The following is a 26052-nucleotide window of genomic DNA, read 5'->3' as shown; positions in this document are numbered from 1 at the left end:
TCATCTCAGTGGTCTTTCTCGTCGAAGCATTCATCACGAGGACAAACGTTCGTGGGTGCGCTTTCGTGCCCACTCCTCGGCGGCGAGCACCGAATCCAGGCTGAGCGCGGCGTGGTCGGAGTGCTCGGCGAGCACCGCCTCCACGGTGTCCACGATGTCCGTGAAGCCGATCTCACCGCGGTGGAAGGCCAGCACGGCCTCCTCATTGGCGGCGTTGAAGACGGCCGGGTGGGTGCCGCCCTGTTTGGCGGCATCCTTGGCGAGGTCGACGGCGGGGAACGCCACGGCGTCGAGCGGCTCGAACGTCCACTGCGTCGCCTGCGTCCAGTCGCAGGGGGACGCGGCGTGGGCGACCCGCTCGGGCCAGGCCATGCCGAGGGCGATGGGCAGCCGCATGTCCGGCGGCGACGCCTGCGCGATCGAGGAGCCGTCCACGAACTGCACCATCGAGTGCACCACGGACTGCGGATGGACGACGACGTCGATCCGGTCCAGCGGCACGTCGAAGAGCAGGTGCGCCTCGATGACCTCAAGGCCTTTGTTCACGAGGCTGGCGGAGTTGGTGGTGACCATGAGGCCCATGTCCCAGGTCGGGTGGGCGAGGGCCTCGGCGGGGGTGACGTGCTGGAGCTCCGCGCGGGTCTTGCCACGGAACGGCCCTCCGGAGGCCGTCAGGACCAGGCGGTCCACCTCGGCCTCGGTGCCGGAGCGGAGGCACTGGGCGATGGCCGAATGCTCGGAGTCGACCGGGACGATCTGGCCCGGCCGGGCGAGATCCTTGACCAGGGCGCCGCCCACGATCAGGGACTCCTTGTTGGCCAGCGCCAGGGTCGCCCCGGATTCGAGAGCCGCGAGGGTGGGCGCGAGGCCGATCGAGCCCGTGATGCCGTTCAGGACCACGTCGACCGGGATCGACGCGATGCGGGTGGAGGCGTCGGGGCCGAAATACAGTTCCGGGGCGTAGCCCGGCAGGCCGGCCCGGGCCGCCTCATCGGTCAGCAGCTCCCGGAATTCGCTTTCGCTCCCCGAGGCCACCCCCACGGCCTGGGCTCGGACGTGGACCGCCTGCCGCGCCAGGAGGGCGAGGTTGCCGCCTCCCGCGCTCAGCGCCGTGACGCTGAAGCGGTGAGGGGCGCCGTCGACGACGTCGATCGCCTGGGTGCCGATGGAACCGGTGGAGCCGAGCAGGGTCACAGAACGCATGGTTCCAGTATCCCGGAGAACCTGAGCGCCCGCTGCACGGGGCCCGTGCGGCGCCTGCGCTCAGCCTCCGGCCGGCCCGGGGCCCGGCCCCAGCGCCGGCCAGTCACCAGCACAGCACGACCGGCGCAGCACCACCCCGAGTTCGTGGTTTCCGGGTGAGTTCGCGGACCGTGCCCACGAACTCACTCGGAAGCCGCGAACTCAGCGGATGGCACCGATTTGCGCGAACTCAGCCGGAAGCGCCCGCTCGCCGGAGCACCGACTCGGCGTGCCGGAGGATCGGCCCGTCGATCATGCGGCCCTCGTGGCTGAACACGCCGTTGCCCGCGGAAGCCGCTGCGGTGAGGAGGTCTCGCGCGGCCTGGACCGCGGCGTCGTCGGGCAGATACGCCTCCCGCACCACGGCCACCTGGTTCGGGTGGATGCAGGCCTTCGCCGCGAATCCGGACGCCACCGCGTCGGCCGATTCCGCGGCAAGCCCGTCCAGGTCCGGGATGTTGACGTAGACCGAGTCAATCGCGGCCTTTCCGAACGCCCCGGCGGCGAGCAGCACCTGGGAGCGCGCGTGCAGCGCGACCGCACGGTAGCCGCCGTCGGCGTCCCGGCTGGAGGTCCCGCCGAGCGACGCCAGCAGGTCCTCGGCGCCCCACATGAGTCCCACGACGTTGGGCCGGGAAGCGATCTCGGCGGCGTTCAGCACACCCCGCGCGGTCTCGCACAGCGCGAGGATCCCGTAGTCCCCCAGGGCGTCGAGCTGCTGGCCGCTCTCGGCCTTGGCCAGCATGAGCGTCCGGTAGGGCGTCTTCGCCACGGCTTCCAGATCCAGGCGGATATCGGGGGTGCCCACGGGATTGACCCGGACGATGGTCCGCTCCGGGTCGAGGGCGTTCGCGGGGTCCGCGAGCGCCAGCCGGGCCGCGGCCTTGGCGTCGGCGGACACGGCGTCCTCCAGATCCAGGATCACGGCGTCGGCGCGGTCGGCGGCCTTGGCGTAGCGTTCGGGCCGGTCGGCCGGGCAGAACAGGAGGCTGGGTCCCATCGAGAAGCTCATGCCTCCAGTGTCCCCCGTCCGGCGGCTTCGTGGGCTTCGCGGGTCCACATCAACGTGGTCCGCCGGGCCAGGGCCACGACCTCGCCCCGTTGGTTGTAGCCGGTGTGCTGGAAGGTCACCACACCCTGCCCCGGACGCGACGCCGACGGCCGGCGTTCCAGTACGGTGGTCTCCGTGTAGAGGGTGTCACCGTGGAACATCGGTTTCGGGAAGCTGATCCCGTCGAGACCGAGCTGGGCGATGATGGTCCCCGCCGTGAGCTGCGGCACCGACTGCCCCACCAGGGTGGCCAGGGTCAGCATCGAGTTCACGAGGCGCTGCCCGAAGGGCTGGGACTCGCTCCATGCCGCGTCCAGGTGGAGGGCCTGGGTGTTCATCGTCAGGGTCGTGAACAGGACGTTGTCCGCTTCGGTCAGCGTTCGGCCCGGACGGTGGACGTAGACGGCGCCGTCCTCGAGTTCGTCGAAATACAGTCCCCGCTGCACGATCCTGCGGGGTTCGCCCTGCTCGGTCACGGGTTCGCCCCCGGGCTCACTCATACGGTTCTCCTGCATGCTCATACGGTGTCCGGGTCGTGCATCTCGACGCGAAGTTCAGCGCCCGTCGCGGCGAGGACATCCTCCACCGAGACGCCGGGAGCGGTCTCCCGGAGGACAAGACCGTCGTCGGTCACGTCGATGACCGCGAGGTCCGTGATGATCCGGTCCACACAGCCCTTGCCGGTGACTGGAAGCGAGCAGCTCTGCACGATCTTGGGCCGTCCATTGCGGTCCACGTGCTCCATCATCACGATCAGGCGCTTGGCGCCGAACACGAGGTCCATGGCGCCGCCCATCCCCTTGACCATCTTGCCGGGGATCATCCAATTGGCCAGGTCGCCGTTCTCCGCGACCTCCATCGCGCCGAGGACCGCCACGTCGACGTGCCCGCCGCGGACCATGCCGAAGGACAGCGCCGAGTCGAAGAAGGCGGCGCCGGGGTTGACCGTCACCGTCTCCTTGCCCGCGTTGATGAGGTCCGGATCCACCGCGTCCTCGGTGGGGTACGGCCCCGTGCCCAGGATGCCGTTCTCGGAATGCAGGACCACCTCGACGCCATCCGGGATGTGGTTGGGAATGAGGGTCGGCATGCCGATCCCGAGGTTGACGTACTGGCCGTTCCGCAGCTCACGCGCCACGCGGGCCGCCAGCTGGTTGCGATCGAGCCCGCGCGCCGCGGTCTCCACGGTGGTTTCCGCAGCGCCCGACGCCGGAGCGCCGGCCACGCCGGCGGGTTCCGGAGCCTCTTCCTTCCGGACCGTCCGCTTCTCGATCCGCTTCTCCGCCAGGGGGCTTCCGGCCGGCACGTGGACGACGCGCTGCACGAAGATGCCCGGCACGTGGATGTGCTCCGGGTCCAGCTCGCCCGGTTCCACGAGCTCCTCGACCTCGGCGATGGTGATCCGCCCCGCCATGGCGCACAGGGAGTTGAAGTTCAGTGCCGTGGCGTGGAAGACGAGGTTCCCGTGGCGGTCGCCCTTCGCGGCGTGCACCAGAGCGAAGTCCGGCGTGAGGGACTCCTCCAGCACGTAGTCCGCACCCCCGAAGGTGCGCACCTCCTTCGGCGCGGAGCCGAGCGCGATCCGCGCCGGCGTCGTCGTACTTCTGGGGCAGGCCGCCCTCGGCGACCTGCGTGCCGACGCCGGCCGCCGTGTAGAAGGCGGGGATGCCCGCGCCACCGGCTCGGAGCTTCTCCGCCAGGGTGCCCTGCGGGGTGAGGACCACTTCGAGCTCACCCGCCAGGTACTGGCGGGCGAACTCCTTGTTCTCACCCACATAGGAGCTGACCGTGCGGCGGATGCGGCCGTCGGAGAGCAGGATGCCGAGACCCCAGTCATCAACACCGCAGTTGTTGCTGATGGTCTCCAGACCGCCCGTGCCCTGGCGGTGCAGGGCGTCGATCAGGCCGACGGGGATCCCGCACAGTCCGAATCCGCCCACCGCGAGGGAGGCGCCCTCATGAATGTCTGCCACGGCACGCTCCACGCTGCCGACCACTTTGTCGATCATGCTCCGATCCTCTCCTGTGGCGTCGTCGATTTCCAGAGGCGCGGCTACAGGCCGAGCTCGCGGGCGATCAGCATGAGCTGCACCTCGGTGGTGCCCTCGCCGATCTCCAGGATCTTGGAGTCGCGGTAGTGCCGGGCCACGGGGAATTCGTTGATGAACCCGTAGCCGCCGAACACCTGGGTGGCGTCGCGGGCGTTGTCCATGGCGGCCTCACCGGCCACCATCTTGGCGATCGCGGCCTGCGACTTGAACGGCTTGCCGGCCAGCATGCGCGCCGCGGCGTCGTAGTAGGCGAGGCGGGCGGTGTGGGCGCGGGCCTGCATGCGGGCGATCTTGAACTGGATCGCCTGGTACTTGCCGATCGCGTTCCCGAAAGCGCTCCGCTCCCGGGCGTAGCGGACGGACGCGTCCACGCAGCCCTGCGCGGCGCCGGTGGCGAGCGCCGCGATGGCGATCCGGCCCTCGTCGAGGATGGAGAGGAAGTTCGCATAGCCGCGGCCCTCGACGCCCAGGAGGTTCTCCTCGGGGACGCGGACGTCCTTCAGGGTGAGGGGGTGGGTGTCGGAGGCGTTCCAGCCGACCTTGTTGTACGCCTTCTCCGCCGTGAAACCGGGGGTGTCGGTGGGCACCAGGATCGTGGAGATCTCCTTCTTCACGGTGCCGTCTGGCCGTTCGGTACTGCCCGTGACGGCCGTGACGGTGACCAGGCGGGTGATGTCCGTCCCGGAGTTCGTGATGAACTCCTTGCTCCCGTTGATGACCCACTGGCCGTCCTCGCGGCGCGCCTTCGTCTGGGTGCCACCGGCATCGGAGCCGGCCTCCCGCTCGGTCAGGCCGAAGCCTGCGAGCGCCTGACCGGACGCCAGGGACGGCAGCCATTCCTCCTTCTGAGCGTCGGTGCCGAAGCGGTACACCGGCATCGCACCCAGCGAGACGCCCGCTTCCAGGGTGATCGCCACGGACTGGTCCACCCTGCCGAGCTGCTCGAGCGCCAGGGCCAGGGCGAAGTAGTCGCCCCCCATGCCGCCGTACTCCTCGGGGAACGGGAGACCGAAGAGTCCCAGCTCGGCCATGCCGGCCACCACCTCGTAAGGGAAGCTGTGCTCCTCGTCGTGCTTCTGCGCGACCGGGGCCACGACCTCGTCCGCGAACTCGCGGACGGTGTCACTGAGGTCCTGGTACTCTTCGCTGAGTTCAAAATCAGGCATGGGGTGTCCTAGTTCTCGTGTCCCGGATCCTCGGGATGAATGGTGGCCACTGCGGCCTTGGCTTTGACCTGGTCGCCGGGTGCGACGCTCAGGTGCACGATGCCCGCGATGGGTGCGGTGAGCTGGTGCTCCATCTTCATGGCTTCCACGCTGAGCAGATGACGGCCGGCCTCCACCCGCTCGCCGTCCTGCACCATGACGGCGACGACGGTGCCCGGCATGGGCGTCACGACGCGCGGGTCGGCCTCGCCCTCCACCCGGTCGAGCCGGGCCAGACGGCGGGTCAGGGCCTCTTCGCGGCCCAGGAGCTCGACCTCGGCGGACCAGCCGTCGCGGCCGATCCACGCGGTGATCGATCGTGGCGTGTCCAGGTGGCCTCTGCCCGTGCCGGAGACGGCCACCGCGTATTCGTAGGGTGTGCCGTCCACCTCGAACACACCCGCCCCCTGCCCGATCCGACACGTGACCGCGGTGACGGTATCGCGCCCGGGCAGCGTCACCCGGTACTCGACGGTGACCGGCAGGTCACGTGACTTCTGGCGCCAGACCCCGCCTGACACCTGCGCTGTCAGGTCAGTCCCGGCCACCACGGCATGAATCCTTCGAGGCGAGGGAGCCCCGAGGCGCCACCCGTCGATGGCTCCCCATCCCGCCCCCAGGCCGATGGTGGAGTCGCGGGACCGGCTGGAGGCCTCTCCGTGGAGCAACTGGTCGGTCATCACGGCGACCAGGGCCAGATCGACGTCGTTCACCTCATGAAACGGGAAACCGTCCAGCTTGCGTTCGATCAGGCCGGTGTCGAGGCGCCCGGCCTGGACGTCCTCGTCCGCGAGGAGGAGGCGCAGGTACTCGACGTTCGTGGAGAGTCCGAGCAGGCGGTAGTTCGCCAGGGCCAGATCGAGCTGCCGCAGGGCGTCCGCGCGGTCTTCGCCATGCACGATGACCTTCGCCAGCATGGGGTCATAATCCGAACCGATGACCTGCTCCTGGAAGAGGGACGAGTCGATCCGAGCCCTGGGGCCGGGAGTCCACGGCCGATAGGGGGCGAAGCGTCGGCCCGGGAGGGCACCCTGGTTTCCGTGCTCGTCAAGCAACAGCACCGTGCCCGTGGCCGGCAGAAAGCCGTTGCGTGGATCCTCCGCGTACACCCGGGCCTCGATCGCGTGCCCGTTCAGCCGGATGTCCTCCTGCGCCAGCGACAGGGTCTCCCCCGCGGCCACCCGCAGCTGCTGCTCCACCAGGTCGATGCCGGTCACCTCCTCGGTGACGGGGTGCTCGACCTGCAGCCGTGTGTTCATCTCCATGAAGAAGAACTCGTCGGGGCGGTCGTCCGAGACCAGGAACTCGACAGTCCCCGCGCCCACGTAGTCGACGCTCAGGGCGGCGTCGCAGGCCGCCCGGCCCATCCGCTCACGGATCTCGGCGCCGTTCGGCAGGCTCTCTAGGAGCGCTGACGGGGCCTCCTCGATGACCTTCTGGTGGCGGCGCTGCAAGGAGCACTCGCGCTCCCCCAGGTGCACGACGTTTCCGTGGGTGTCGGACAGCACCTGGACCTCGATGTGGCGGGGGTTCCGGACGAGCCGTTCGATGAACAGGGTGTCGTCGCCGAAGGCGCTCGCGGCCACGCGGCGTGCGGTGGCCAGGCCGGCGTCGAGGTCCTCCGGCGCCTCCACCACGACCATGCCCTTGCCGCCGCCGCCCGCGGACGGTTTGATGAGCAGCGGATAGCCGACGTCGGCGGCGTGCTCCCGCAGCTCGTCGTCGCTGGGGGGCCGGCCCGGCGAGCCGGCATAGCCGGGAACAGTGGGCACGCCGGAGCGGGACACGTGATTCTTGGCGGTGATCTTGTCACCCATCACGGCGAGTGCGTTCACGCCGGGACCGATGAAGGTGACGCCCGCGGCGGCGAGCGCTTCGGCGAAGCGCGCGTTCTCGCTGAGGAAGCCGTAGCCCGGGTGCACGGCGTCGGCGCCGCTCTCCACGGCGGCCCGAACGACGGCGTCGATGTTCAGGTAGCTCTCGGTGGCGGCCGCCGGACCGATCCGGACCGCTTCGTCCGCCAGCTGGACGTGCAGGGCTTCCGCGTCGGCGTCGCTGTAGACGGCGATCGACCGGATGCCCAGGCGCTGGAGGGTGCGGATGATCCGCACCGCGATCTCGCCGCGGTTGGCGATGAGCACCGAGCCGAAGGGAGGTTCCTCGGCGAGGGCCGCCCGGACCCGGCGCTCGTCCGGAGTTCCTGCGATGAATCCGAAATCCATGATCACATCCTGAAAAGGCCGAAGGAGGTCTCGGGCAGAGGAACCCGTGACGCGGCGTCGAGGGCGAGACCGAGCACCCGGCGGGTGTCCATCGGGTCGATGATGCCGTCGTCCCAGAGCCGCGCCGTGGAGTAGTAGGGGCTGCCCTGGGTTTCGTACTGTTCGCGGATGGGGGCCTTGAAGGCCTCCTCGTCCTCGGCGCTCCACTCCTGGCCGGCCGCCTCGAGCTGGTCACGCTTGACGGTCGCGAGCACGCTGGACGCCTGGGCGCCTCCCATGACGGAGATGCGCGCCGCGGGCCACATCCAGAGGAAACGCGGGCTGTAGGCCCGGCCGCACATCGAGTAGTTCCCGGCGCCGAAGGAACCGCCGATCACGATGGTGAACTTCGGCACCCGGGCCGTGGCGACGGCGGTGACCATCTTGGCGCCGTCCCGGGCGATGCCCCCGTGCTCGGCGTCCTTGCCCACCATGAAGCCGGTGATGTTCTGCAGGAACAGGAGCGGCACGCCGCGCTGGTCGCAGAGTTCGATGAAGTGGGCGCCCTTGCGCGCCGATTCGGAGAACAGCACGCCGTTGTTGGCGACGATGCCCACCGGGTGCCCCATCACGTGCGCGAAGCCGGTGACCAGCGTGTCCCCGTACTCGCGTTTGAACTCGTGGAACTCGCTGCCGTCCACGAGCCGCGCGATGACCTCGCGGACGTCATAGGAGGCGTTCACATCGACGGGCACGGCGCCGTACAACTCTGCGGGATCCACCACGGGCTCCCGGACCGGCAGGACGTCCCAGGCACGGGCCGGAGTCTCGGGAAGCGTGGCGACGATGTCCCTGACGATCTGCAGGGCGTGCTCGTCATTCTCGGCCAGATGGTCGGCCACGCCGGAGATCCTCGCGTGGACTTCTCCCCCGCCCAGCTCCTCGGCGGTCACGACCTCACCGATCGCAGCCTTCACGAGCGGAGGCCCACCCAGGAAGATCGTGCCCTGGTTCTTCACGATGACGGTCTCGTCGCTCATGGCCGGGACGTACGCGCCACCGGCCGTGCAGGACCCCATGACGGCCGCGATCTGCGGGATCTTCCGCGCCGAGAGCTGCGCCTGGTTGTAGAAGATGCGTCCGAAATGGTCCTTCGACGGGAACACCTCGTCCTGCATCGGGAGGAAGGCGCCGCCGGAATCCACGAGATACACGCACGGCAGGCCGTTCTCCAGGGCGATCTCCTGCGCCCGCAGGTGCTTGCGCACCGTCAGGGGATAGTACGTGCCGCCCTTGACGGTGGCGTCATTGCAGACCACCATGACCAGGCGGCCCTCCACGACGCCGATGCCCGCGATCACGCCCGCAGCCGGCGACGCGCCGTCGTACAGATCCTCGGCCGCCAGGGGCGCGACCTCCAGGAACGGGCTGCCCTCATCCAGGAGGAGGTCCACGCGGTCGCGGGGCAGCAATTTGCCACGGGCGACATGGCGCTCGCGGGACTTCTCCGGACCGCCGAGCGCGGCGGTGGCCAGCTTCTCCCGGAGCTCCTCCACCAGGGCCCGTTGTGCGGCCTCATTGGCCTCGAACTGCGGGGAGGCCGGTTCCACTGTGGTGGACAGAATCTCCATTGACCTGCTCTTTCCGAAGCGGGTACGTCACATTTCAGTTAGTGACGTATAACTGAGTTTGAGGTTAGTCTCGAATGAGCGTGATGTCCACCACTCGGGAGGAACAAGTGAGCGAAAGTCCCGCGACGGCGCGATCCGTGGCCAAGGAGGAACGCCGGAAGGCCCTGGTGTCCCAGGCGGCCCGGCTCTTCGCCGACTCCGGATTCGCCAAAGTGTCCCTGGAGGCGCTGGGTGCCGCCGTCGGGATGAGCGGCCCTGCCGTCTACCGGCACTTCCCGTCGAAGCAGGCCGTCCTGGAAGAGCTGCTCCTGGGCGTGAGCCGGCGGCTGCTCGACGGCGGCCGTGAGGTGATGGACACGGCCGCGGACTCGGGACCGGACGGCATGGCACTCCGCGCCCTCGTGCGGTTCCACACCGACTTCGCCCTGTCCCAGCCGGAGGTGATCCGGATCCAGGACCGAGATTTCCAGTCGCTCCCCGAGGCGAGCCGTAAGCAGGTGCGCGAGCTCCAGCGCGCCTACGTCGAACTGTGGGTCCAGGCCCTCAGCGCCGAGCTGCCCGGTGCGGGACCCAGCGAACGGCGACTGCGGGTCCACGCCTGTTTCGGCCTGATCAACTCCACCCCGCACTCCCTCCGCGAACGTGGACGGACCGTTCCGGCGAAGACGGCGCGCCCCGTGCTCGAGGCCATGGCCTACGCCGCGCTCACGGCGCCCGGCGGGACGGACTGAGGCACGCCCCGTCCGCTCGCCGGGCACCTGAAGGCGCCCCCCCAAACCAGGGCGTCAGACCGGCGCCTCAGATCATCGTGAGGACCATGCCCGGGTCCGCCAGGATCCGGCCCACATCGGCGAGGAACCGGGAGCCCTGCTCCCCGTCGACCAGTCGGTGGTCGAAGGACAGGCTGAGGGTCAGCACCTGCCGCAGCGCAACCTCCCCCTGGTACTCCCACGGCTGCCGGCGCACCGCTCCGACGGCCAGGATCCCGGCCTCGCCCGGGTACAGCATCGGGGTCCCGGCGTCGATCCCGAACACGCCGATGTTGGTGATGGTGAACGTCCCGCCACTCAGCTCCGCGGGCGTGGTGCGGGCGGCGCGTGCCTTCTCCGCCAGATCCGCGAGCGCCACGGCCAGATCCCGCAGGCTGAGCGTGTGGGCGTCCTTGATGTTCGGCACCGTGAGCCCCCGGGGCGTGGCCGCCGCGATGCCCAGATTCACATAGTGATACTGGACGATCTCCTGGGCGGCCTCATCCCAGTGGCTGTTGAGCGTCGGAATGTTCGCGAGCGCCACGAGCACGGCCTTGGCCACGAGCGTGAGCGGCGTGAACTTGAGCCCGGCGAAGGCACGGTCCGCCTTGATCCGGGCGAGCAGTTCCATGGTCGGCGTGACATCCACCGTGAGGAATTCGGAGACCTGCGGCGCCGTGAACGCGCTCGCGACCATCGCCGCCGCGGTGTGCTTGCGCACCCCCTTGATGGGGCTGCGCGTCTCCCGCCCGACGACGCCGGCCTCCTCCCCGCCCGCGACCGTCCCGGTGAGCGCGGACGCGCCGCCGTCCGAGGCCTGTCCCGCGGCCTCGCCACCTGACGCGGCGGCCACCCCGGAGAACGCCAGCACGTCCTCCCGGGTGATGAGGCCCCGCTCCCCGGTGCCCTGCACGAGTTCCAGGTCGATGCCGAGGTCCTTGGCCAGTTTCCGCACGGGAGGAGTGGACCGCGGTCGTTCCTCGCGGGGCGCCGGGGCGGTCGTCGCGACAGGTGCGGTCGCGGCGGGCGCGGGGACGGCGGGTGCGGGGACGGCGGGTGTCGGGACGGGTGCAGGTGCCGACACCGGTGCCGGGGCCGCCGACGGAGCGGAGGCCGACGGGGCCACGGACGCCCCCGGGGAGACGGCCGCCGCCACCCGCGTGCGGCGGGCCGGACGCCCACCCTTCTCCACGAGGGCGCCGTAGCCGACCAGGTTCGCCTCGCGCTGAGGCGGCTGCGCGACGTCGTCGTCCGCGCCGATCACGTCGAAGGAGACGAGCGGATGCCCCACCTCCACGACCGTCCCGGGATCCGCGTGCAGCGCGGAGATGGTGCCGGTGAAGGGTGACGGCAGTTCCACGACGGCCTTGGCCGTCTCGACCTCGGCGATGATCTCGTTGAGGGCGACCGCCTGGCCGGGAGCGACCTTCCAGGCCACCACTTCGGATTCCGTGAGTCCTTCACCCAGGTCCGGCAGGTTGAAAACCTTGATCATGTCAGTCGTCCGCTCCTGGGAGGTTCGAGAGGGAATTGGCGCGCCCCATGGCCCGGTCCACGCCGTCCAGGATGCGGTCCAGGTCCGGCAGGTGGTGGGATTCGAGCTTGGAGTACGGGTACGGGATGTCGAAGCCCGTGACCCGCACCGGGGCGTGTTCCAGATAGTGGAAGCACCGCTCGGTGATGCTCGCCGCGATCTCCGCGCCGAGCCCGCCGTTCTGCCCCGCCTCATGGGTGATCACCAGGCGGCCGGTCTTCCGGACCGAGGCCTCCACCACCGGGTAGTCGACCGGTGAGAGGGACCGCAGGTCGATGACCTCGACGGAGACGCCCTCGTCCCCGGCCGCCACCGCGACATCCAACGCCGTCTTCACGAGCGGACCGTACGTCACCAGCGTGACGTCGCGGCCTTCGGTCAGCACCCGCGCGGACCCGAGGGACAGCGCCGCCGTCGGGTCGACCGACTCGTCCACGTCGCCGCGGTCGTGATAGCGGCGCTTCGGCTCGAAGTACAGGACCGGGTCGTCACACGCGATCGCCTGCTGGATCATCGTGTAAGCGTCCTGGGGGTTCGACACGGAGATGACCCGCAGCCCGGAGGTGTGGGTGAAGTAGGCCTCAGGCGATTCCGAGTGGTGCTCGGGCGACCCGATGCCGCCGCCGAACGGCACGCGGATGGTCAGCGGCACCTTCACGAGGCCCTGGGTCCTGTAGTGCAGCTTGGCCACCTGGGAGACGATCTGGTCGAACGCCGGGTAGATGAACCCGTCGAACTGGATTTCGCAGACCGGCCGGTAGCCCCGGTACGCCAGGCCGACCGCGGTGCCGATGATGCCGGATTCCGCCAGGGGCGTGTCCAGGACGCGGTGGGCGCCGAAGTCCTTCTGCAGGCCGTCCGTGATCCGGAAGACGCCGCCGAGGGACCCGATGTCCTCCCCCATCAGAAGGACTTTGGGGTCTGCTTCCATGGCGCGCCGGAGCCCTGCATTGATCGCGCGGGCGAAGGTCATGGTCGCCATCAGCGCTGCCCTCCCTCGATGGTCGCGCCGGCTGTGGCGCCGGAGTGGTCGAACTGGTCCAGATATCGCCGGTAGTGGTCCTCCTGGCGGTCGAGCCAGGGATTCGGCGTGGCGTAGACGTGCTTGAACACGTCGAGTGCCTCGGGTTCGGGCATGGAGATGACCCCTGCACGGACGACGGCGGCCACCTCGTCGGCTTTGGCGGCCACCCTCTGCCGCAGGGCGTCGTCCAGCACGCCGGTCGCCTCGAGGTGACGCTCCAGCCGGGCGATCGGATCCTTGGCGGCCCAGTCCTCGAGTTCGTTGGCATCCCGATAGCGGGTGGGATCGTCCGCCGTCGTGTGCGGTCCCATGCGATAGGTCACCGCTTCGATGAAGCTCGGACCGCCGCCCTGCCGGGCACGGTCCAGGGCGATACGGGTGGCCGCGAGCACCGCCAGCACATCGTTGCCGTCGACCCGCAGGTGCGGGATGCCGAAGCCGCCGGCCCGCTCGGCCAGGGTGATGTGGCTCTGGAGGCTCACGGGCTCGGAGATGGCCCAGTGGTTGTTCTGGCAGAAGAAGATGGCGGGCGCCTGGTAGCTCGCGGCGAACACCATCGCCTCGTTGACATCGCCCTCGCTCGTGGCGCCGTCGCCGAAGTACGCGACCGCGGCCGCGTCCGCGCCGTCGAACTGGATGCCCATCGCGTAACCGACCGCGTGGAGCGTCTGGGCGCCGATGATGATCTGCGGTGTGGCCATGTTGATGGCGAACGGGTCCCAGCCGGAGGAGGCGTTGCCGCGCCAGACCCGGAGGATCTCGCTGAGGTCCACGCCGCGGCAGTAGGCCACGCCGTTCTCGCGGTAGCTGGAGAACACGAAGTCGTCCTGGCGCAGCGCCCGGCCGGAGCCGATCTGCGCGGCCTCCTGCCCGAGGAGCGGCGGCCAGAGGGCCAGCTCACCCTGGCGCTGGAGGGCGGTGGCTTCGGCGTCGATCCGCCGGATCACCACCATGTCCTCGTAGAGTCCGGCCAGAACGGCGGTGCCGTCACCGCCGTCGAGATCCTGGAGCCAGGAGTCCAGCTGGGGCTCCGGCAGGCGCTCTCCGCTCGGGGCGAGCACCTGGAGCATTTCTTCCCCGGGGTGGTGGGGATTGAGGTCGGGCACGATAGTCAACTTCCCTTCGCCGCGGCCGAGTCACTCCAGGGATCGCCCGGAGCCCCTCTGGACGCCATCGTCACATGCAGCTCTTACTTGTGAGGCTACTCACATTGAAAAGCTCGAACAAGCACTTCCGGCGCAATTGCGCGGAATGCGGTGTTCGCTCGATGGAAGGCCCCGTTGACCAGGCTGGATGCCTAGCTGGCACGCGCCACACTGGGCATTCTGCTCAGTCCTCGGCGTCGATCCTGCCCGCATAGTCGGCACCCCACCGGGCGAGCTGGTCGATGATCGGCAAGGCGCCACGGCCGAGCTCCGTCAGCGAGTACTCGACCTTCGGGGGCACCTGCGGATAGACGGTCCGCAGGACGAGCCCGTCGTCCTCAAGTTCCCGCAGCTGGCGGGTGAGGACCCGCGGCGGAGGGTCCCCCAGGCGACGTCCCAGCTCGCCGAAGCGGATCACCTCCTCCTGGTGCAGCAGGCTGAGAATGGCCGGCTTCCAGGCCCCGCCGAGCACCACCACGGCGACCTCGGCCGCGCATTCCGCTGGCCACTCGCGGACCACCTTCTCCGTCCGTTCGCGCATGCGGGTCCTCCCTCCACCGACCGCCCATACTGACATTTTTGTCAGTACAGGCAGAAAAAGTCAGTACTTGCCCATGGTAGGCATACCCACCAGTCTGAGAACATGCCCCACCTCCACAGCGCCCCCACGACGGCGCCCTCCTCCCGCCGCTGGCTCGCCCTCGTCCCCATGCTGCTCGGAGTGCTGATCGGGAGTCTGAGCCTCAGCTCGATCATCACCGCCCTCCCGGCCCTGCTGACCGAGCTACGGCTGGACCCCGGGGTCGGAGTGTGGATCATCGACATCTATCCACTCACCCTCGGCGTGACCCTCGTCCTGGCCGCGCGGGCCGGGGACCACTGGGGCCGGAGACGGATCATGGTCCTCGGGCTCGGCGGCTTCGCCGTCTTCAATCTGATCGCCGGACTGCAATCGACGGGCCCCGGGCTGATCGCGCTCAGGATGCTCCTCGGGATCTCCGAAGCCATGGTCATCTCGAGCGTGGTGTCAACCATCGGCACCCAGTTCCATGCCCGCGAACGCGTCCTCGCGTACGGCTTCTGGACCGCGGCGTTCGGCGCCGGAAGCGCGTTCGGGCCGCTGCTCGGCGGCGTGCTGACCGAAGGTCCGGGATGGCGCTGGATCTTCCTGGGCTGCGTGCCGCTCTCGGTCATCGCGGTCCTGGCAGCCCTCCGCTTCGTCCCGGAAGGCCGGGCGCCCGTCCGTCCGCACTGGGATCCGCTGAGCATCGCCACGTCGGTCCTCGCGATCGGCGGAATCGTCTACGCCCTGCAGCACGCCCTGGCGGAGCCGGTCGCCGCCTCGGTGCTGGCCGCGGCGGGCTACGTCTTCGTGCGGCGCCAGAAGACCCTGGACAATCCGCTCATCGACGTCGGGATCTTCCGCATCCGCGGGTTCAGCATCGCCTACGGTCACATCCTCGTGATCACCGGAACCACCGCGGCGACCCTCTACCTCGTCGGCCAGCAGGTCCAGCACGAGCAGGGGCTCAGCCCCGCGGAGGCTGGCCTGGTCCTGCTCCCCCTGGCGGCCCTGACAGGGATCGTCGGCGCCACGGCTCCCCTGGCGCTGCGCTGGGTGAGCCGCAAGACCATCACGACCCTTGCGCTGGCGGTGGCACTGCTCGGTCAACTCTGGCTGGCGTCCGGCTTCCCGGGCATCCCGGTCGCGCTCGGGCTCATCGGGGCAGGCTTCGGCGCGGTGGGGACCCTGGCCGCGGCCGCCCTCTTCGACTACACGACGCCGGCCCAGGCCGGTCAGGTGGGCGCGGTCCAGGAGGTCAGCTTCGCCCTCGGGAACGGCATCGGCGTGGCGGTCTTCGGCACCGTCGCCCTCGCAGCCGGCCCGGACGGCTACCGGTTCGCCATGCTGGCCGCGGGCGCGGTCCTGGCCGCCGCCGTCGTCGTGTATCCCCTCCAGGCGGTGCGGTCGGCCGTACGCGACCGAGGCCGCCGGCGTCGCGCGGACCGTCCTACGGCGGGACGGGTGCAGCGCGAGCCGGCGGCCTCGACGAGGGCCTGCGCGGGAACGGACTAGTGGTCCACCGCCTTCTCGGCGCCCACGCCCGTCAGGGACCGCACCTCCATCTCCGCCTGCTTGGCGGGATCCTCCTTCCGCCGGTCCAGGATCGTGCCCAGCCAGCCGAGCACGAAGGCCAGCGGGATCGAGATGATCCCGGGGTTGCTGAGCGGGAACCAGGCGAAATCGGCGTTCTGGATCATCGAGGTCTTGGTTCCGGAGACCACCGGGCTGAAGGTGATCAGCAGCACCGCGGACGCCAGGCCGCCGTACATGCTCCACAGCGCGCCCTGCGTGGTGAACCTCTTCCAGAACAGGGAGTAGATGATGGTGGGCAGGTTTGCTGAAGCGGCCACCGCGAAGGCCAGCGCCACCAGGAACGCGACGTTCTGGCCGTTCGCGAACACCCCGCCGATGATCGCCAGCACGCCGATCACCACCACGGTCCGCCGCGCCACCTTGACCTCCTGAGCCGGATCCGACTTCCCCTTGGCGATGACGTTGGCATAGATGTCATGGGCGAAGGACGCCGCCGCTGTGATGGTCAGGCCCGCGACCACGGCGAGGATCGTGGCGAAGGCCACCGCGGAGATGAAGCCGAGCAGCAGCGGACCGCCCAGATGGAAGGCGAGCAGTGGGGCCGCCGAGTTCACGCCGCCCGGGGCCTTCTTGATGAGATCGGCGCCCACCATGGCGCCGGCTCCGTACCCCAGCACCAGGGTGATGAGGTAGAACGCGCCGATCAGCCAGATCGCCCACACCACTGATTTGCGGGCCTCCTTGGCGGTGGGGACCGTGTAGAACCTCATGAGGACGTGCGGGAGCGCCGCCGTGCCGAGCACCAGAGCGAGGGCGAGGGAGACGAAGTCCAGCTTGGTGGTCGGGCTCTTCCCGTACTGGAGGCCGGGATTCAGGACGGCCGGATTCTGCGCGGCGTCGACCGCGCCGCCGAGCAGGGCCGAGAGGTTGAAGCCGTAGCTCGCCAGCACCCACAGGGTCATGACCGCAGCGCCCGCGATCAGCAGCACGGCCTTGATGATCTGGACCCAGGTGGTGCCCTTCATGCCGCCGATCAGCACGTACACGATCATCAGCACACCGACCACCACGATCACGAGCGCCTGCCCGCCCCAGTCGCTGATGCCGAGCAGGAGGGAGATGAGGCTGCCGGCGCCCGCCATCTGTGCGAGCAGGTAGAAGAAGCAGACGGCCAGCGTGGACAGGGCCGCCGCGATCCGCACCGGGCGCTGTCGGAGCCGGAAGGACAGGACGTCCGCCATGGTGAACTTGCCGGTATTGCGCAGGAGCTCCGCGACCAGGAGCAGCGCGACGAGCCAGGCCACCAGGAAGCCGATCGAATACAGGAAGCCGTCATAGCCGTTGAGGGCGATCGCCCCGGTGATCCCGAGGAACGAGGCCGCGGAGAGGTAGTCGCCGGCGATCGCGGTGCCGTTCTGAGAGCCCGTGAACGAGCGGCCGGCGGCGTAGTAGTCGGCGGCGGTCTTGTTGTTCCGGCTCGCCCGGATCACGATCACGAGGGTCACCAGCACGAAGGCGGCGAAGATCCCCATGTTCAGGAGCGTGGTCTCTTTGAGTGCCGAGAGCTGCACCATGGGAAGGCTCATCGTGCCGCCCCCTCACCCGGAGTAGCGGCGGAGCGGTCATGCTCGTGCCGCTCGATGCCCTCGCGAATGCCGGTCGCGATCGGGTCCAGCGTCTTATTGGAATACCGCACGTACCACGCCGTGATGCCGAAGGTGGTGACGAACTGCAGGAGCCCGAACACCAGGCCGACATTGATGTTCCCCCAGAGCTTCGTCGACATGAACTCATGCGCGTAATCGGCGAGCAGAACATAGGCGAAGTACCAGAGCAGGAAGAACGCGGCCAACGGGAAGACGAAGCTCCGATGCTTCCTCCGCAGGTCCTGGAACTCCGGTGTGGCCTGGACCTCCTGAAAGTCCACGGCCGGCGTGCCGTCCTCGGGAGGGATCTCGTGTCCCATGGCTTCCTCCTTGAAGCTGCTGGTGCCGTCTGTTCCGGGCCGGGGTGGCCCGGTGGTCTCCGACCCTGCGGTCGGATGTGACTGACATCACTATGCGGCCGCGTTCCGCCTCGTGTCGGGCGGACACCGGGCCGGAGCGCCGAACGGAGTGACCCGTGCGGCGAACGGCAGCGAACCGGACGTTCAGCTGCCGGCCTCCGGCGCGCCCGAGCCGCGGCTCGCTACGCTGAGGCCATGCCGGATTCCGCGCTCCTGCTCGCCCTCGCCGTCGGCGTCGTCACCCTGGCCATCGCCGCGGTGGCCGGCGTCGGCGTCCAGATCCTGCGGTCTTTCCGCGAACTGGGCAGCGACGCCGAACGGGCCACTTACCAGACCCTCCACAGTGCAGCCCTCGCGGGCGGTCATCTGCGGGCCGGCCTGACGCCGGACAGCGCGGCCCGCGCCGCACGGCATCTGCGGGCGCTGCTGGGCTGCGAGGCGATCGCGCTCCTGGACGCCGACGGCGGCCTCCTCACCTGGGACGGGGCGGAACCTCCCGAGCGCCGCGAGATCCTGGACCGCGCCCGGGACGACGGTCGCCGGCACCGGCCGGCGCTGCTCAAGCCGACGCCCCGAGCCCGGACGCGCCGTGGGGACCGCGGCCAGAGCCTCGGGAAGGATCGCCGCGCCGACACCTCGCCCGGCGCCGCGACAGCGCCGGTCCGGGTGGACGGGGAGGTGGTCGGCCTGCTCCTCGCCGTCAGCCCCTCCCCCGGCGCGGGCCTGCTCCGGGCGACCACCGAGCTCGCCTCCTGGCTGGGTTCCCAGCTCGAACTGGCCGACCTCGAACGGTCCCGCACCATGCTCGTGGAGGCCGAGCTCAAGGCTCTCCGCGCCCAGATCAGCCCTCACTTCATCTACAACTCACTCAATGCGATCGCCTCGTTCATCAACACGGATCCCGCCCGGGCCCGCGAACTCGTGCTCGAATTCGCGGATTTCACCCGGTACTCGTTCCGGCGGCACGGAGACTTCACCACCCTGGCCGAGGAGCTCCGGAGCATCGACCGGTACCTCCTCCTCGAACGGGCGCGGTTCGGCGAGCGCCTGCAGCTGTCCCTGACGATCGCGCCCGAGGTGCTGAGCACCATCGTGCCCTTCCTCAGCCTTCAGCCGCTCGTGGAGAACGCCGTCCGTCACGGGCTCGAATCCCGCGCCGGCACCGGGACCATCACCATCAAGGCCTATGAGGAGGGCGGTGACGCCGTGGTGAGCGTGGAGGACGACGGCGTCGGGATGGATCCCGAGCGGCTGCGCGCCCTGCTCGCGGGACAGGACGGCGGCGGGAACCATGTGGGGCTGCGGAACGTCGACCTCCGCCTGCGGCAGGTGTACGGCGACGGTCACGGGCTGGTGGTCGAGACGGCTCCCGGGGAGGGAACGCTCGTCTCGCTCCGGGTCCCGAAGTCCCAGCCGCGCCACGAGGTCTGAGCGGGCCCGCGCTACCCTGGTCGAGTGACAGCAATCACAGCGGCGCTCACGGTCCTGGTGGTGGACGACGAGCTCCCCGCCATCGAAGAACTCGCGTTCCTGCTGGGCAAGGACGCCCGCGTGGGAGACATCCACCGGGCGGAATCCGGGGAGCAGGCGCTAAAGGAAGTGGAGACCACGGCCTTCGACGCCGTGTTCCTGGACATCCATATGCCGGGCCTTTCCGGATTGCAGCTCGCCCGAGCGATCAACGCCAGACCGTCTCCTCCCGCCGTGGTCTTCGTGACCGCGGACGAGGACTGCGCGCTGGAGGCCTTCGAACTGGCCGCCATCGACTATCTGCTCAAGCCGATGCGGCCCGAGCGTCTGGCCCGTTCCGTGTCCCGGATCAGCGAGCTGGCCGGCGAGACCCCGCGGGCGCAGGAGATGATCCCGGTGGAGCTCGGCGGCGTCACCCGCATGATCCGCCGAGACGAGGTGCTCTACGTCCAGGCTCAAGGGGACTATGCGCGGCTCCACACCTCAGAGGCGAGCTACCTGGTCCGCGTCCCCCTGAGTGAACTGGAACAGCAATGGGGCACGGCGGGCTTCCTGCGGATCCACCGCTCCTACCTCGTGGCGCTCGGACACGTCTCCTCGCTCAAACTCGGAACCGCCTCGCCCAGCGTGACGGTCGCCGGGGCGGAGCTGCCCATCAGCCGCCGTCTGCTCCCAGCCGTGCGGAACGCGCTCACCCCCTCACGGCTGAGGACCGGCGGATGACACGGGTCCGAGTCGTCGCGCCCACGGGGCGGGCGCAGACGCCGGTTCCCCTGCGCCCTCCATCCGGCGCCACCCGGCATGCCGCGGAAGACGACGCCGCCCACGTCTACCTGCGGTCCCTGCTCCGCACCCAGCTGCGCCTGGCCCTCGTGGTCGCCCTGGGCTTCCTGCTGATCGCGGCCACGTTCTCCGTCCTGCTGGTGTGGGTCCCCTGGCTTCGCGATCTCAGCGTGCTGGGCATCCCGTTCGAGTGGCTCCTCCTGGGCGCGGGCCTCTTCCCGGTGATCCTCCTCAGCGCCGTGCTCTACACCCGGCTGGCACGGCGCAATGAGGAACGGTACCGCGATCTTATCGAGGACCGGTGAACGCCCCGCTCGCCATCGGAGCGATCCTGCTCGTCGCCACGGCGACCCTCCTGATCGGCATCCACGGGCTGCGGATCTCCCGGACCACGAGCGACTTCTACGTGGCGTCCCGCACGGTCCAGCCGTGGTGGAACGCCTCGGCCATCGGCGGCGAGTACCTGTCCGCCGCGAGCTTCCTGGGGGTCGCGGGACTGGTGTTCCTGAACGGCCGGGACGCCCTCTGGTACCCGGTCGGCTACACCGCCGGATACCTCATGCTGCTGCTGTTCGTGGCGGCACCCCTGCGGCGCTCCGGGGCGTACACGGTGCCCGACTTCGTCCAGGCCCGGCTCGGTTCGCTCCCGGCGCGGCGGCTGACCAGTCTCCTCGTGGTCCTGGTGGGGTGCCTGTACATCATCCCGCAGTTGCACGGGGCGGCGCTGACCGTCTCGACCATGACCGGGCTGCCGTCGTGGGCCGGTTCGGGGACGGTCGCCGTGGTCGTCACCCTCGCCGTCGTCGCGGGCGGCATGCGCTCCATGACCTTCGTCCAGGCGTTCCAGTTCTGGCTCAAACTCGCGGCTCTGGCGGTGCCGCTCCTGTTCCTGCTGTTCTCGCTGCCCGGACTGGGGCCCGCCGCGGCGCCGCTGACGGTGGGCGGCCCGGCCGCCACGGGCGCGCTCGGGACGTATCAGAACGTCTCGGTGTTCCTGGCGCTCCTGCTCGGAACGCTCGGCCTGCCGCATGTGCTGGTGCGCTTCTACACGAACCCCGACGGCCCGACGGCCCGGAAGACCACCGTGCTCGTCCTCGGCCTGCTCTCGGCGTTCTATCTTCTGCCGGTCGCCTTCGGGTACCTGGCCCGTGTCTACGCACCCGCGGCCGTCGGCGGCGCCCAGCCCGACGCCGTCGTGCTCCTGCTGCCGCATGCGCTGATCCCGGGGGCGCTCGGCGACCTGCTCACGGCTCTCGTGGTGGCCGGAGCGTTCGCGGCCTTCCTGTCCACGACGTCGGGGCTCGTGGTGTCCGTGGCGGGGGTGCTGTCCCAGGACGCCCTGGGCGGTGGGGTCAAGGGGTTCCGGCGTGCGGCCGTGCTCGCGATGCTCGTGCCGTTCCTGCTCTCGGTGCCGACGCAGAGCCCCGCCCTGGCAGGCAGCGTGGGCCAGGTGTTCGCGTTCACCGCGTCGACCCTCTGCCCCGTGCTCGTGCTGGGGATCTGGTGGCCGCGCCTCAGCACGGCGGGCGCGGTGGCGGGGATGGTCGCGGGAGGCACCGGCTGCGGTGCGGCGATGATCGCCACGGCGGCTCTGGGCACGACGGCGCCGGTCTGGCTGTCGCAGCCGGCCGCCTGGAGCGTGCCACTCGCATTCGCCGTCATGGTCGGCGTCTCCTGGCGTACCCCGCGGAGCGTCCCGGCGGACGCCTGGCGGATCCTCACCCGGCTCCACGCGCCGGAACGCCGCTGACGGCTGAGGCCGAGACTGCGTCGGGACGCCGACGGTCGTGAGGGAAACTCAGTCGATGGCGGCCATCAGCTCGACCACCCGGTCGAGGAAGGCGTCCACCTGAGCCTCTTCGTACGCGTCCTGGCCCTTCGCGGGAGGGAACGACGCCCGGCGGACGTCATCGACGCTCAGCGCGTGATCGTGCTCGAGATAGTCGACGATGTCCTTGCACAGCGCGTCCACTTCGGACACCGCGTACCCCTGAGTGCGTGACTTGGACGGATGGCGGAACTTCTCGCCGTCGGGCCGGTACAGGCGCTGACGCAGCAGCGCGGACAGCCGGCCCACCTCGCCCAGCCAGGCCTCTTCACCCTGAGCCGCGATCAGATGATCCCGCTCCCGGTGTGCCAGCGCATCCTCCAGGATGTCCAGGGCGTGATCCACCTGCGCGGCCTCGTAGCCGCCGCGGGCCGGGTCGAAGGCCACCTTGCGCACATCGGTGCTGGTGAGGGGCCGGTCATGGTCAGGGTCTTCGAAGACCGCCCGCCCGCGCTCCATGAAGTCGTCCACCTGCGCCACGCTGTAGCCATAGCTGGAGCGCTCGACACGGCGGAAGGTCGCGGGGATCTTGCCGCTGCTCGCTTCTGTCATGGATTTCCCCTTACGGAAAGTACGTGATGCGGTGTCTTCATCCGGCATCAATGTGCGTTTTCAAAGACATGGAACAGGATAAAGGCCACCGGCGACGCGAAGAGAACCGAATCCAGCCGGTCCATGACACCGCCATGGCCGGGCAGGATCGAACTCATGTCCTTGACCCCGAGTTCCCGCTTGACCATGGACTCGGCCAGGTCACCCGCTGTGGCGGCGCCGACCATGCCGATCGCCAGCACCACGCCCAGCCACCAGGGCTTGTCCAGGACGAAGACGCAGGCCAGGACGCCGATGAGAACGGCGCCGGCCACCGAGCCGGCGAACCCTTCCCAGGATTTCTTGGGGCTGATCTTCGGCGCCATGGGGTGCTTCCCGAGTGAGGCGCCCACCAGGTACCCGAAGGTGTCATTGGCCACCACGAGGAGCAGCATCGTCATCAGCTGGTAGACACCCTGCGGCGCCTCGCCGCCCGGCCACAGACCGAGACTCGCCTGCCCCACCCCGGTGTGCAGGGCCAGCACCGCGAAACTGATGAAGAAGGGCACCCAGGCCAGGATGAAGATGCTCGCATAGATACTGGGAGCCGCGCCTTCAGCGGATTCGGAGCTCCGCCACACCAGGATGGCGAAGGCTCCGGCCACGACCCCGTACAGCAGGGCTTCCAGTCCCCCGAAGTAGGACACGAAGGGCAGCGCGATCGAGGCCAGCATGAGGGGCGCGATCGTCACCCTGATGCCGTAGCTCTCCAGGGCGCGGGCGACTTCCCAGACGCCGAGACAGGCGAAACCCGTCACGACGGCCACGAAGCCGAGAGGAAGGAAGAACAGCGTGCCCAGCACCACGACGAGCAGCCCGAGCCCCACGCCGATGGCGGCCGGGAGATCCCGGCCTGCCTTCGGTGTGGGGTTGGGACGCGCTGTTCGCGGGGGACGGCGCCGCCCGGCGTGCTCAGTCATCAGACTTCGAGGAGCTCAGCTTCCTTGCGCTTGAGCAGCTCGTCGATGGCGTCGACGTGCTGCTTCGTCAGGGCGTCGAGTTCCTTCTCGCCACGAGCGCCGTCGTCCTCGCCGGCTTCGCCGTCCTTGACGAGCTTGTCCAGGGTGTCCTTGGCCTTGCGGCGGATGGAGCGGACGGAGACCTTCGCGTCTTCGGCCTTGCCCTTGACGATCTTGACGTACTCCTTGCGGCGCTCCTGGGTCAGCTCGGGCAGGACCACGCGGATCACGTTGCCGTCGTTGGACGGGTTGGCGCCCACCTCGGAGTCGCTCAACGCCTTCTCGATGTCACGCAGAGCTGTCTTGTCGTACGGGGTGATGAGGATGGTGCGGGCCTCCGGGACGGCGAAGGACGCCAGCTGCTGCAGCGGCGTGGGAGTGCCGTAGTACTCCACGATCACCTTGCTGTAGAGAGCCGGGTTCGCGCGACCCGTGCGCACCGAGGCGAAATCTTCCTTGGCCACCTCGATGGCCTTGTCCATCTTTTCGCCCGCTTCGAGCAGGGTCTCTTCGATCACGGTTTCTCCTGTGAACTCATGGGTGAAACGTGCCTGTGATCCAGGCACAACTACAAACATCCTAGCCGCAGCCGCCGTCCCCGGACTTCCGCGGGGTTCGCGACGGCTGAGGCCGGGCGGCTACGGGGTGACGCGGGTGCCGAGGTCCTCGCCGAGGATGGCGCGGGTGACGTTGCCTTCGCCCTCCATGCCGAACACCAGCATCGGGAGCTTGTTGTCCTTGCACATGGTCATGGCGGTCTGGTCCATCACACGGATGTCGCGGCGCAGTGCCTCGTCATAGCTGAGGACGTCGAGCTTCTCGGCATCCGGGTTGGTCTTCGGATCGGCGGTGTAGACGCCGTCCACGCCGCTCTTGGCCATCAGGACCTCGTCGGCGTGGATCTCCAGGGCGCGCTGGGCCGCCACGGTGTCCGTGGAGAAGTACGGCAGGCCGGCTCCGGCGCCGAAGATCACCACGCGGTTCTTCTCCATGTGGCGGATCGCACGGCGCGGGATGTAGACCTCCGCCACCTGGGCCATCGAGATCGCGGACTGCACGCGGGTGTCGACGCCGGCCTGCTCCAGGAAGTCCTGCAGGGCGAGGCTGTTCATGACCGTGCCGAGCATGCCCATGTAGTCGGCACGCGAGCGGTCCATGCCGCTCTGCGACAGTTCGGCGCCCCGGAAGAAGTTTCCACCGCCGACGACGACGGCCACTTCCACCTCGTTCTTGACCGCTACGGCGATCTGGGTGGCGATGCCACGCACCGTCTCAGGGTCCACGCCCAGCTTGCCTCCACCGAAGACCTCGCCGGAGAGCTTCAGCAGCACTCGACGGCGGCGCGGCGACGGATCGTTGGCGATGGTGGTGTTTTCCATGGGGCCTCCCTGGCTCGGTTCTGTCTTCACTATATGTTGCGGAGCCCGGCGCCAGCGGCGCCGCCTGTGTGCCCTCACCCGACGGGCGGAAACCGTCCGTCAGTGCGCACACAAAAGGGGCGGCTACCGAAGTAGCCACCCCTTCTGAATGTCTGACTAGGAGCCGACGCGGAAGCGAGCGACGGCCACAGCCTGAACGCCGGCCTCTTCGAGGACGGCGCCCACGGACTTCTTGGCATCCCTCGCGAACGCCTGGTCCACGAGGACCTCGCCCTTGAAGAAGCCGGTCACGCGGCCTTCGACGATCTTCGGCAGCGCAGCCTCGGGCTTGCCCTCAGCCTTGGCGGTCTCCTCGGCGATGCGGCGCTCGTTGTCGACCAGCTCGGCCGGAACGTCTTCACGGGTCAGGTAGTTCGGGGCCATGGCGGCCACGTGAACGGCGACGTCGTGAGCGGCGGTCTCGGCGGCCTCACCGGTGCCGGAGACGGCGAACAGCACGCCGACCTGAGCCGGGAGGTCCTTGGAGGTCTTGTGCAGGTAGGCGTCAACGGTGCCACCCTCGACGCGGGCCACGCGACGGACGGCGACCTTCTCGCCGAGCACGGCGCCCTCTTCGACGACGACCTCGGACAGCGGCTTGCCGTCGACGTCGGCGGCGAGCAGGGTCTCCAGGTCACCGGTGTTGGCGGCCACGGCGGCGGCGAGCACCTTGTCGGCGATGGAGATGAACTTGTCGCTCTTGGCGACGAAGTCGGTCTCGCAGTTGACCTCGACCATGTAGCCGACGTTGCCCACGACCTTGGCGGCGACGAGGCCCTCGGCGGTGGAGCGGCCTTCGCGCTTGGTGGCGCCCTTCAGGCCCTTGATACGGATGATTTCAATGGCCTTCTCGGCATCACCGTTGGCCTCGTCAAGAGCCTTCTTGACGTCCATCATGCCGGCGCCGGTGCGCTCACGCAGGGCCTTGATGTCAGCAGCAGTGTAGTTCGCCATGGAAACCCCTCAAATGTGTTGTTGCGTCTAAAGATCTGGGTATGACATGCGTGACAGGATGGCCGCCCGGAGGCAGCCATCCTGTCACCAGCCGTTCCGGGCGATACCCGGAA

24 protein-coding genes and 1 pseudogene are annotated in these 26052 nt (G+C 69.3%); 6 read left to right on the top strand and 19 right to left on the bottom strand.

Going from position 1 to position 26052, the window contains the following annotated elements:
• Window positions 1-33: 33 nt before the first annotated feature.
• The 8 genes and pseudogenes from dxr to QFZ52_RS04430 form a co-directional block, all read right to left on the bottom strand.
• Window positions 34-1203 carry a 1-deoxy-D-xylulose-5-phosphate reductoisomerase gene (gene dxr / locus QFZ52_RS04465; protein WP_307496432.1) on the bottom strand — a complete coding sequence of 390 codons (1170 nt, stop codon included), beginning with the start codon at window positions 1201-1203 and terminating at the stop codon, window positions 34-36.
• Window positions 1204-1432: 229 nt separating this feature from the next.
• Window positions 1433-2254: an HpcH/HpaI aldolase/citrate lyase family protein gene (locus QFZ52_RS04460; RefSeq protein WP_307496430.1), complete on the bottom strand. Its 822-nt coding sequence runs from the start codon at window positions 2252-2254 to the stop codon at window positions 1433-1435.
• Window positions 2251-2793: a MaoC family dehydratase gene (locus QFZ52_RS04455; RefSeq protein ID WP_307496429.1), complete on the bottom strand. Its 543-nt coding sequence runs from the start codon at window positions 2791-2793 to the stop codon at window positions 2251-2253. The genes QFZ52_RS04460 and QFZ52_RS04455 overlap by 4 nt, the downstream gene beginning before the upstream one ends.
• A gap of 17 nt (window positions 2794-2810) precedes the next feature.
• Window positions 2811-3518, bottom strand: coding sequence for a CoA transferase subunit B (locus QFZ52_RS04450; protein WP_373425699.1), 708 nt, complete (start codon window positions 3516-3518; stop codon window positions 2811-2813).
• Between the two features lie 30 nt (window positions 3519-3548).
• Window positions 3549-4302: pseudogene (locus QFZ52_RS04445) on the bottom strand (CoA transferase subunit A); the annotation flags it as partial.
• Between the two features lie 44 nt (window positions 4303-4346).
• Complete coding sequence (locus QFZ52_RS04440; RefSeq protein ID WP_307496428.1) at window positions 4347-5510, bottom strand: acyl-CoA dehydrogenase family protein; 1164 nt, start codon at window positions 5508-5510, stop codon at window positions 4347-4349.
• 8 nt (window positions 5511-5518) lie between these two features.
• Entirely contained in the window at window positions 5519-7771 is a 2253-nt protein-coding gene (locus QFZ52_RS04435) for an ATP-binding protein (protein WP_307496427.1), read from the bottom strand.
• A gap of 2 nt (window positions 7772-7773) precedes the next feature.
• Window positions 7774-9381, bottom strand: coding sequence for a carboxyl transferase domain-containing protein (locus QFZ52_RS04430; RefSeq protein ID WP_307496426.1), 1608 nt, complete (start codon window positions 9379-9381; stop codon window positions 7774-7776).
• Window positions 9382-9464: 83 nt separating this feature from the next.
• Between QFZ52_RS04430 and QFZ52_RS04425 the strand changes: the two genes are divergently transcribed.
• Window positions 9465-10112, top strand: coding sequence for a TetR/AcrR family transcriptional regulator (locus tag QFZ52_RS04425; protein WP_307496425.1), 648 nt, complete (start codon window positions 9465-9467; stop codon window positions 10110-10112).
• 67 nt (window positions 10113-10179) lie between these two features.
• Here the strand turns inward: QFZ52_RS04425 and QFZ52_RS04420 are convergent, their stop codons facing one another.
• From QFZ52_RS04420 to QFZ52_RS04405, 4 genes are all read right to left on the bottom strand, one after another.
• Complete coding sequence (locus QFZ52_RS04420; protein ID WP_307496424.1) at window positions 10180-11625, bottom strand: dihydrolipoamide acetyltransferase family protein; 1446 nt, start codon at window positions 11623-11625, stop codon at window positions 10180-10182.
• 1 nt (window position 11626) lies between these two features.
• The gene (locus QFZ52_RS04415; RefSeq protein ID WP_307496423.1) at window positions 11627-12646 is read right to left on the bottom strand and encodes an alpha-ketoacid dehydrogenase subunit beta; all 1020 of its coding nucleotides are present in this window, start codon (window positions 12644-12646) and stop codon (window positions 11627-11629) included.
• Entirely contained in the window at window positions 12646-13758 is a 1113-nt protein-coding gene (gene pdhA / locus QFZ52_RS04410) for a pyruvate dehydrogenase (acetyl-transferring) E1 component subunit alpha (RefSeq protein ID WP_307498651.1), read from the bottom strand. The genes QFZ52_RS04415 and pdhA overlap by 1 nt, the downstream gene beginning before the upstream one ends.
• A 259-nt stretch (window positions 13759-14017) precedes the next feature.
• A complete protein-coding gene (locus tag QFZ52_RS04405) occupies window positions 14018-14374 on the bottom strand; it encodes a winged helix-turn-helix transcriptional regulator (protein ID WP_307496422.1) in 357 nt (118 codons plus the stop codon).
• Between the two features lie 102 nt (window positions 14375-14476).
• Here QFZ52_RS04405 and QFZ52_RS04400 point away from each other — a divergent pair, with 102 nt between their 5' ends.
• A complete protein-coding gene (locus QFZ52_RS04400) occupies window positions 14477-15910 on the top strand; it encodes an MFS transporter (RefSeq protein WP_307496420.1) in 1434 nt (477 codons plus the stop codon).
• On the opposite strand, the gene QFZ52_RS04395 is transcribed toward QFZ52_RS04400, so the two are convergent.
• Together QFZ52_RS04395 and QFZ52_RS04390 are read right to left on the bottom strand one after the other, a co-directional pair.
• Complete coding sequence (locus QFZ52_RS04395; RefSeq protein WP_307496419.1) at window positions 15907-17517, bottom strand: solute symporter family protein; 1611 nt, start codon at window positions 17515-17517, stop codon at window positions 15907-15909. The genes QFZ52_RS04400 and QFZ52_RS04395 overlap by 4 nt on opposite strands.
• Window positions 17514-17897 (bottom strand): DUF485 domain-containing protein, encoded by a 384-nt coding sequence (locus tag QFZ52_RS04390; RefSeq protein WP_208188419.1) that lies wholly within the window; start codon window positions 17895-17897, stop codon window positions 17514-17516. Before QFZ52_RS04390 ends, QFZ52_RS04395 begins: the two co-directional genes overlap by 4 nt.
• A gap of 234 nt (window positions 17898-18131) precedes the next feature.
• On the opposite strand from QFZ52_RS04390, the gene QFZ52_RS04385 reads away from it, so the two are divergent.
• Genes QFZ52_RS04385 through QFZ52_RS04370 form a run of 4 tightly spaced genes read left to right on the top strand, consistent with a single transcriptional unit; the run spans window position 18132 to window position 21939 of the window.
• Entirely contained in the window at window positions 18132-19367 is a 1236-nt protein-coding gene (locus QFZ52_RS04385) for a sensor histidine kinase (protein WP_307496417.1), read from the top strand.
• 24 nt (window positions 19368-19391) lie between these two features.
• Window positions 19392-20129, top strand: a complete 738-nt coding sequence (locus QFZ52_RS04380) for a LytR/AlgR family response regulator transcription factor (RefSeq protein WP_307496416.1) — start codon at window positions 19392-19394, stop codon at window positions 20127-20129.
• Window positions 20126-20494, top strand: coding sequence for a hypothetical protein (locus QFZ52_RS04375; protein ID WP_307496414.1), 369 nt, complete (start codon window positions 20126-20128; stop codon window positions 20492-20494). The genes QFZ52_RS04380 and QFZ52_RS04375 overlap by 4 nt, the downstream gene beginning before the upstream one ends.
• Window positions 20491-21939 (top strand): sodium/solute symporter, encoded by a 1449-nt coding sequence (locus tag QFZ52_RS04370; protein ID WP_307496413.1) that lies wholly within the window; start codon window positions 20491-20493, stop codon window positions 21937-21939. Before QFZ52_RS04375 ends, QFZ52_RS04370 begins: the two co-directional genes overlap by 4 nt.
• Before the next feature lie 48 nt (window positions 21940-21987).
• On the opposite strand, the gene QFZ52_RS04365 is transcribed toward QFZ52_RS04370, so the two are convergent.
• From QFZ52_RS04365 to tsf, 5 genes are all read right to left on the bottom strand, one after another.
• On the bottom strand, window positions 21988-22569 hold the full coding sequence (locus QFZ52_RS04365) for a DivIVA domain-containing protein (RefSeq protein WP_278268630.1): 582 nt from the start codon (window positions 22567-22569) through the stop codon (window positions 21988-21990).
• 47 nt (window positions 22570-22616) lie between these two features.
• Window positions 22617-23528 (bottom strand): phosphatidate cytidylyltransferase, encoded by a 912-nt coding sequence (locus QFZ52_RS04360; RefSeq protein ID WP_307496411.1) that lies wholly within the window; start codon window positions 23526-23528, stop codon window positions 22617-22619.
• A complete protein-coding gene (gene frr / locus QFZ52_RS04355; RefSeq protein ID WP_066215217.1) occupies window positions 23528-24085 on the bottom strand; it encodes a ribosome recycling factor in 558 nt (185 codons plus the stop codon). Before frr ends, QFZ52_RS04360 begins: the two co-directional genes overlap by 1 nt.
• A gap of 120 nt (window positions 24086-24205) precedes the next feature.
• The gene (pyrH, locus tag QFZ52_RS04350; protein ID WP_307496410.1) at window positions 24206-24946 is read right to left on the bottom strand and encodes a UMP kinase; all 741 of its coding nucleotides are present in this window, start codon (window positions 24944-24946) and stop codon (window positions 24206-24208) included.
• Window positions 24947-25102: 156 nt separating this feature from the next.
• On the bottom strand, window positions 25103-25939 hold the full coding sequence (gene tsf / locus QFZ52_RS04345; RefSeq protein ID WP_307496409.1) for a translation elongation factor Ts: 837 nt from the start codon (window positions 25937-25939) through the stop codon (window positions 25103-25105).
• Window positions 25940-26052 lie beyond the last annotated feature (113 nt).

It is taken from the genome of Arthrobacter woluwensis (assembly GCF_030816155.1).
Lineage (GTDB): Bacteria > Actinomycetota > Actinomycetes > Actinomycetales > Micrococcaceae > Arthrobacter_E > Arthrobacter_E woluwensis_A.
This window is presented reverse-complemented; position numbering and strand designations above follow the sequence as displayed.

Bases quoted from the DNA above. Each gene is read 5' to 3' on its own strand.
- dxr (WP_307496432.1), bottom strand. From the start codon at position 1,203: ATGCGTTCTGTGACCCTGCTCGGCTCCACCGGTTCCATCGGCACCCAG.
- QFZ52_RS04460 (WP_307496430.1), bottom strand. From the start codon at position 2,254: ATGAGCTTCTCGATGGGACCCAGCCTCCTGTTCTGCCCGGCCGACCGG.
- QFZ52_RS04455 (WP_307496429.1), bottom strand. From the start codon at position 2,793: ATGAGTGAGCCCGGGGGCGAACCCGTGACCGAGCAGGGCGAACCCCGC.
- QFZ52_RS04440 (WP_307496428.1), bottom strand. From the start codon at position 5,510: ATGCCTGATTTTGAACTCAGCGAAGAGTACCAGGACCTCAGTGACACC.
- QFZ52_RS04435 (WP_307496427.1), bottom strand. From the start codon at position 7,771: ATGGATTTCGGATTCATCGCAGGAACTCCGGACGAGCGCCGGGTCCGG.
- QFZ52_RS04430 (WP_307496426.1), bottom strand. From the start codon at position 9,381: ATGGAGATTCTGTCCACCACAGTGGAACCGGCCTCCCCGCAGTTCGAG.
- QFZ52_RS04425 (WP_307496425.1), top strand. From the start codon at position 9,465: ATGTCCACCACTCGGGAGGAACAAGTGAGCGAAAGTCCCGCGACGGCG.
- QFZ52_RS04420 (WP_307496424.1), bottom strand. From the start codon at position 11,625: ATGATCAAGGTTTTCAACCTGCCGGACCTGGGTGAAGGACTCACGGAA.
- QFZ52_RS04415 (WP_307496423.1), bottom strand. From the start codon at position 12,646: ATGGCGACCATGACCTTCGCCCGCGCGATCAATGCAGGGCTCCGGCGC.
- pdhA (WP_307498651.1), bottom strand. From the start codon at position 13,758: ATGCTCCAGGTGCTCGCCCCGAGCGGAGAGCGCCTGCCGGAGCCCCAG.
- QFZ52_RS04405 (WP_307496422.1), bottom strand. From the start codon at position 14,374: ATGCGCGAACGGACGGAGAAGGTGGTCCGCGAGTGGCCAGCGGAATGC.
- QFZ52_RS04400 (WP_307496420.1), top strand. From the start codon at position 14,477: ATGCCCCACCTCCACAGCGCCCCCACGACGGCGCCCTCCTCCCGCCGC.
- QFZ52_RS04395 (WP_307496419.1), bottom strand. From the start codon at position 17,517: ATGAGCCTTCCCATGGTGCAGCTCTCGGCACTCAAAGAGACCACGCTC.
- QFZ52_RS04390 (WP_208188419.1), bottom strand. From the start codon at position 17,897: ATGGGACACGAGATCCCTCCCGAGGACGGCACGCCGGCCGTGGACTTT.
- QFZ52_RS04385 (WP_307496417.1), top strand. From the start codon at position 18,132: ATGCCGGATTCCGCGCTCCTGCTCGCCCTCGCCGTCGGCGTCGTCACC.
- QFZ52_RS04375 (WP_307496414.1), top strand. From the start codon at position 20,126: ATGACACGGGTCCGAGTCGTCGCGCCCACGGGGCGGGCGCAGACGCCG.
- QFZ52_RS04365 (WP_278268630.1), bottom strand. From the start codon at position 22,569: ATGACAGAAGCGAGCAGCGGCAAGATCCCCGCGACCTTCCGCCGTGTC.
- QFZ52_RS04360 (WP_307496411.1), bottom strand. From the start codon at position 23,528: ATGACTGAGCACGCCGGGCGGCGCCGTCCCCCGCGAACAGCGCGTCCC.
- pyrH (WP_307496410.1), bottom strand. From the start codon at position 24,946: ATGGAAAACACCACCATCGCCAACGATCCGTCGCCGCGCCGCCGTCGA.
- tsf (WP_307496409.1), bottom strand. From the start codon at position 25,939: ATGGCGAACTACACTGCTGCTGACATCAAGGCCCTGCGTGAGCGCACC.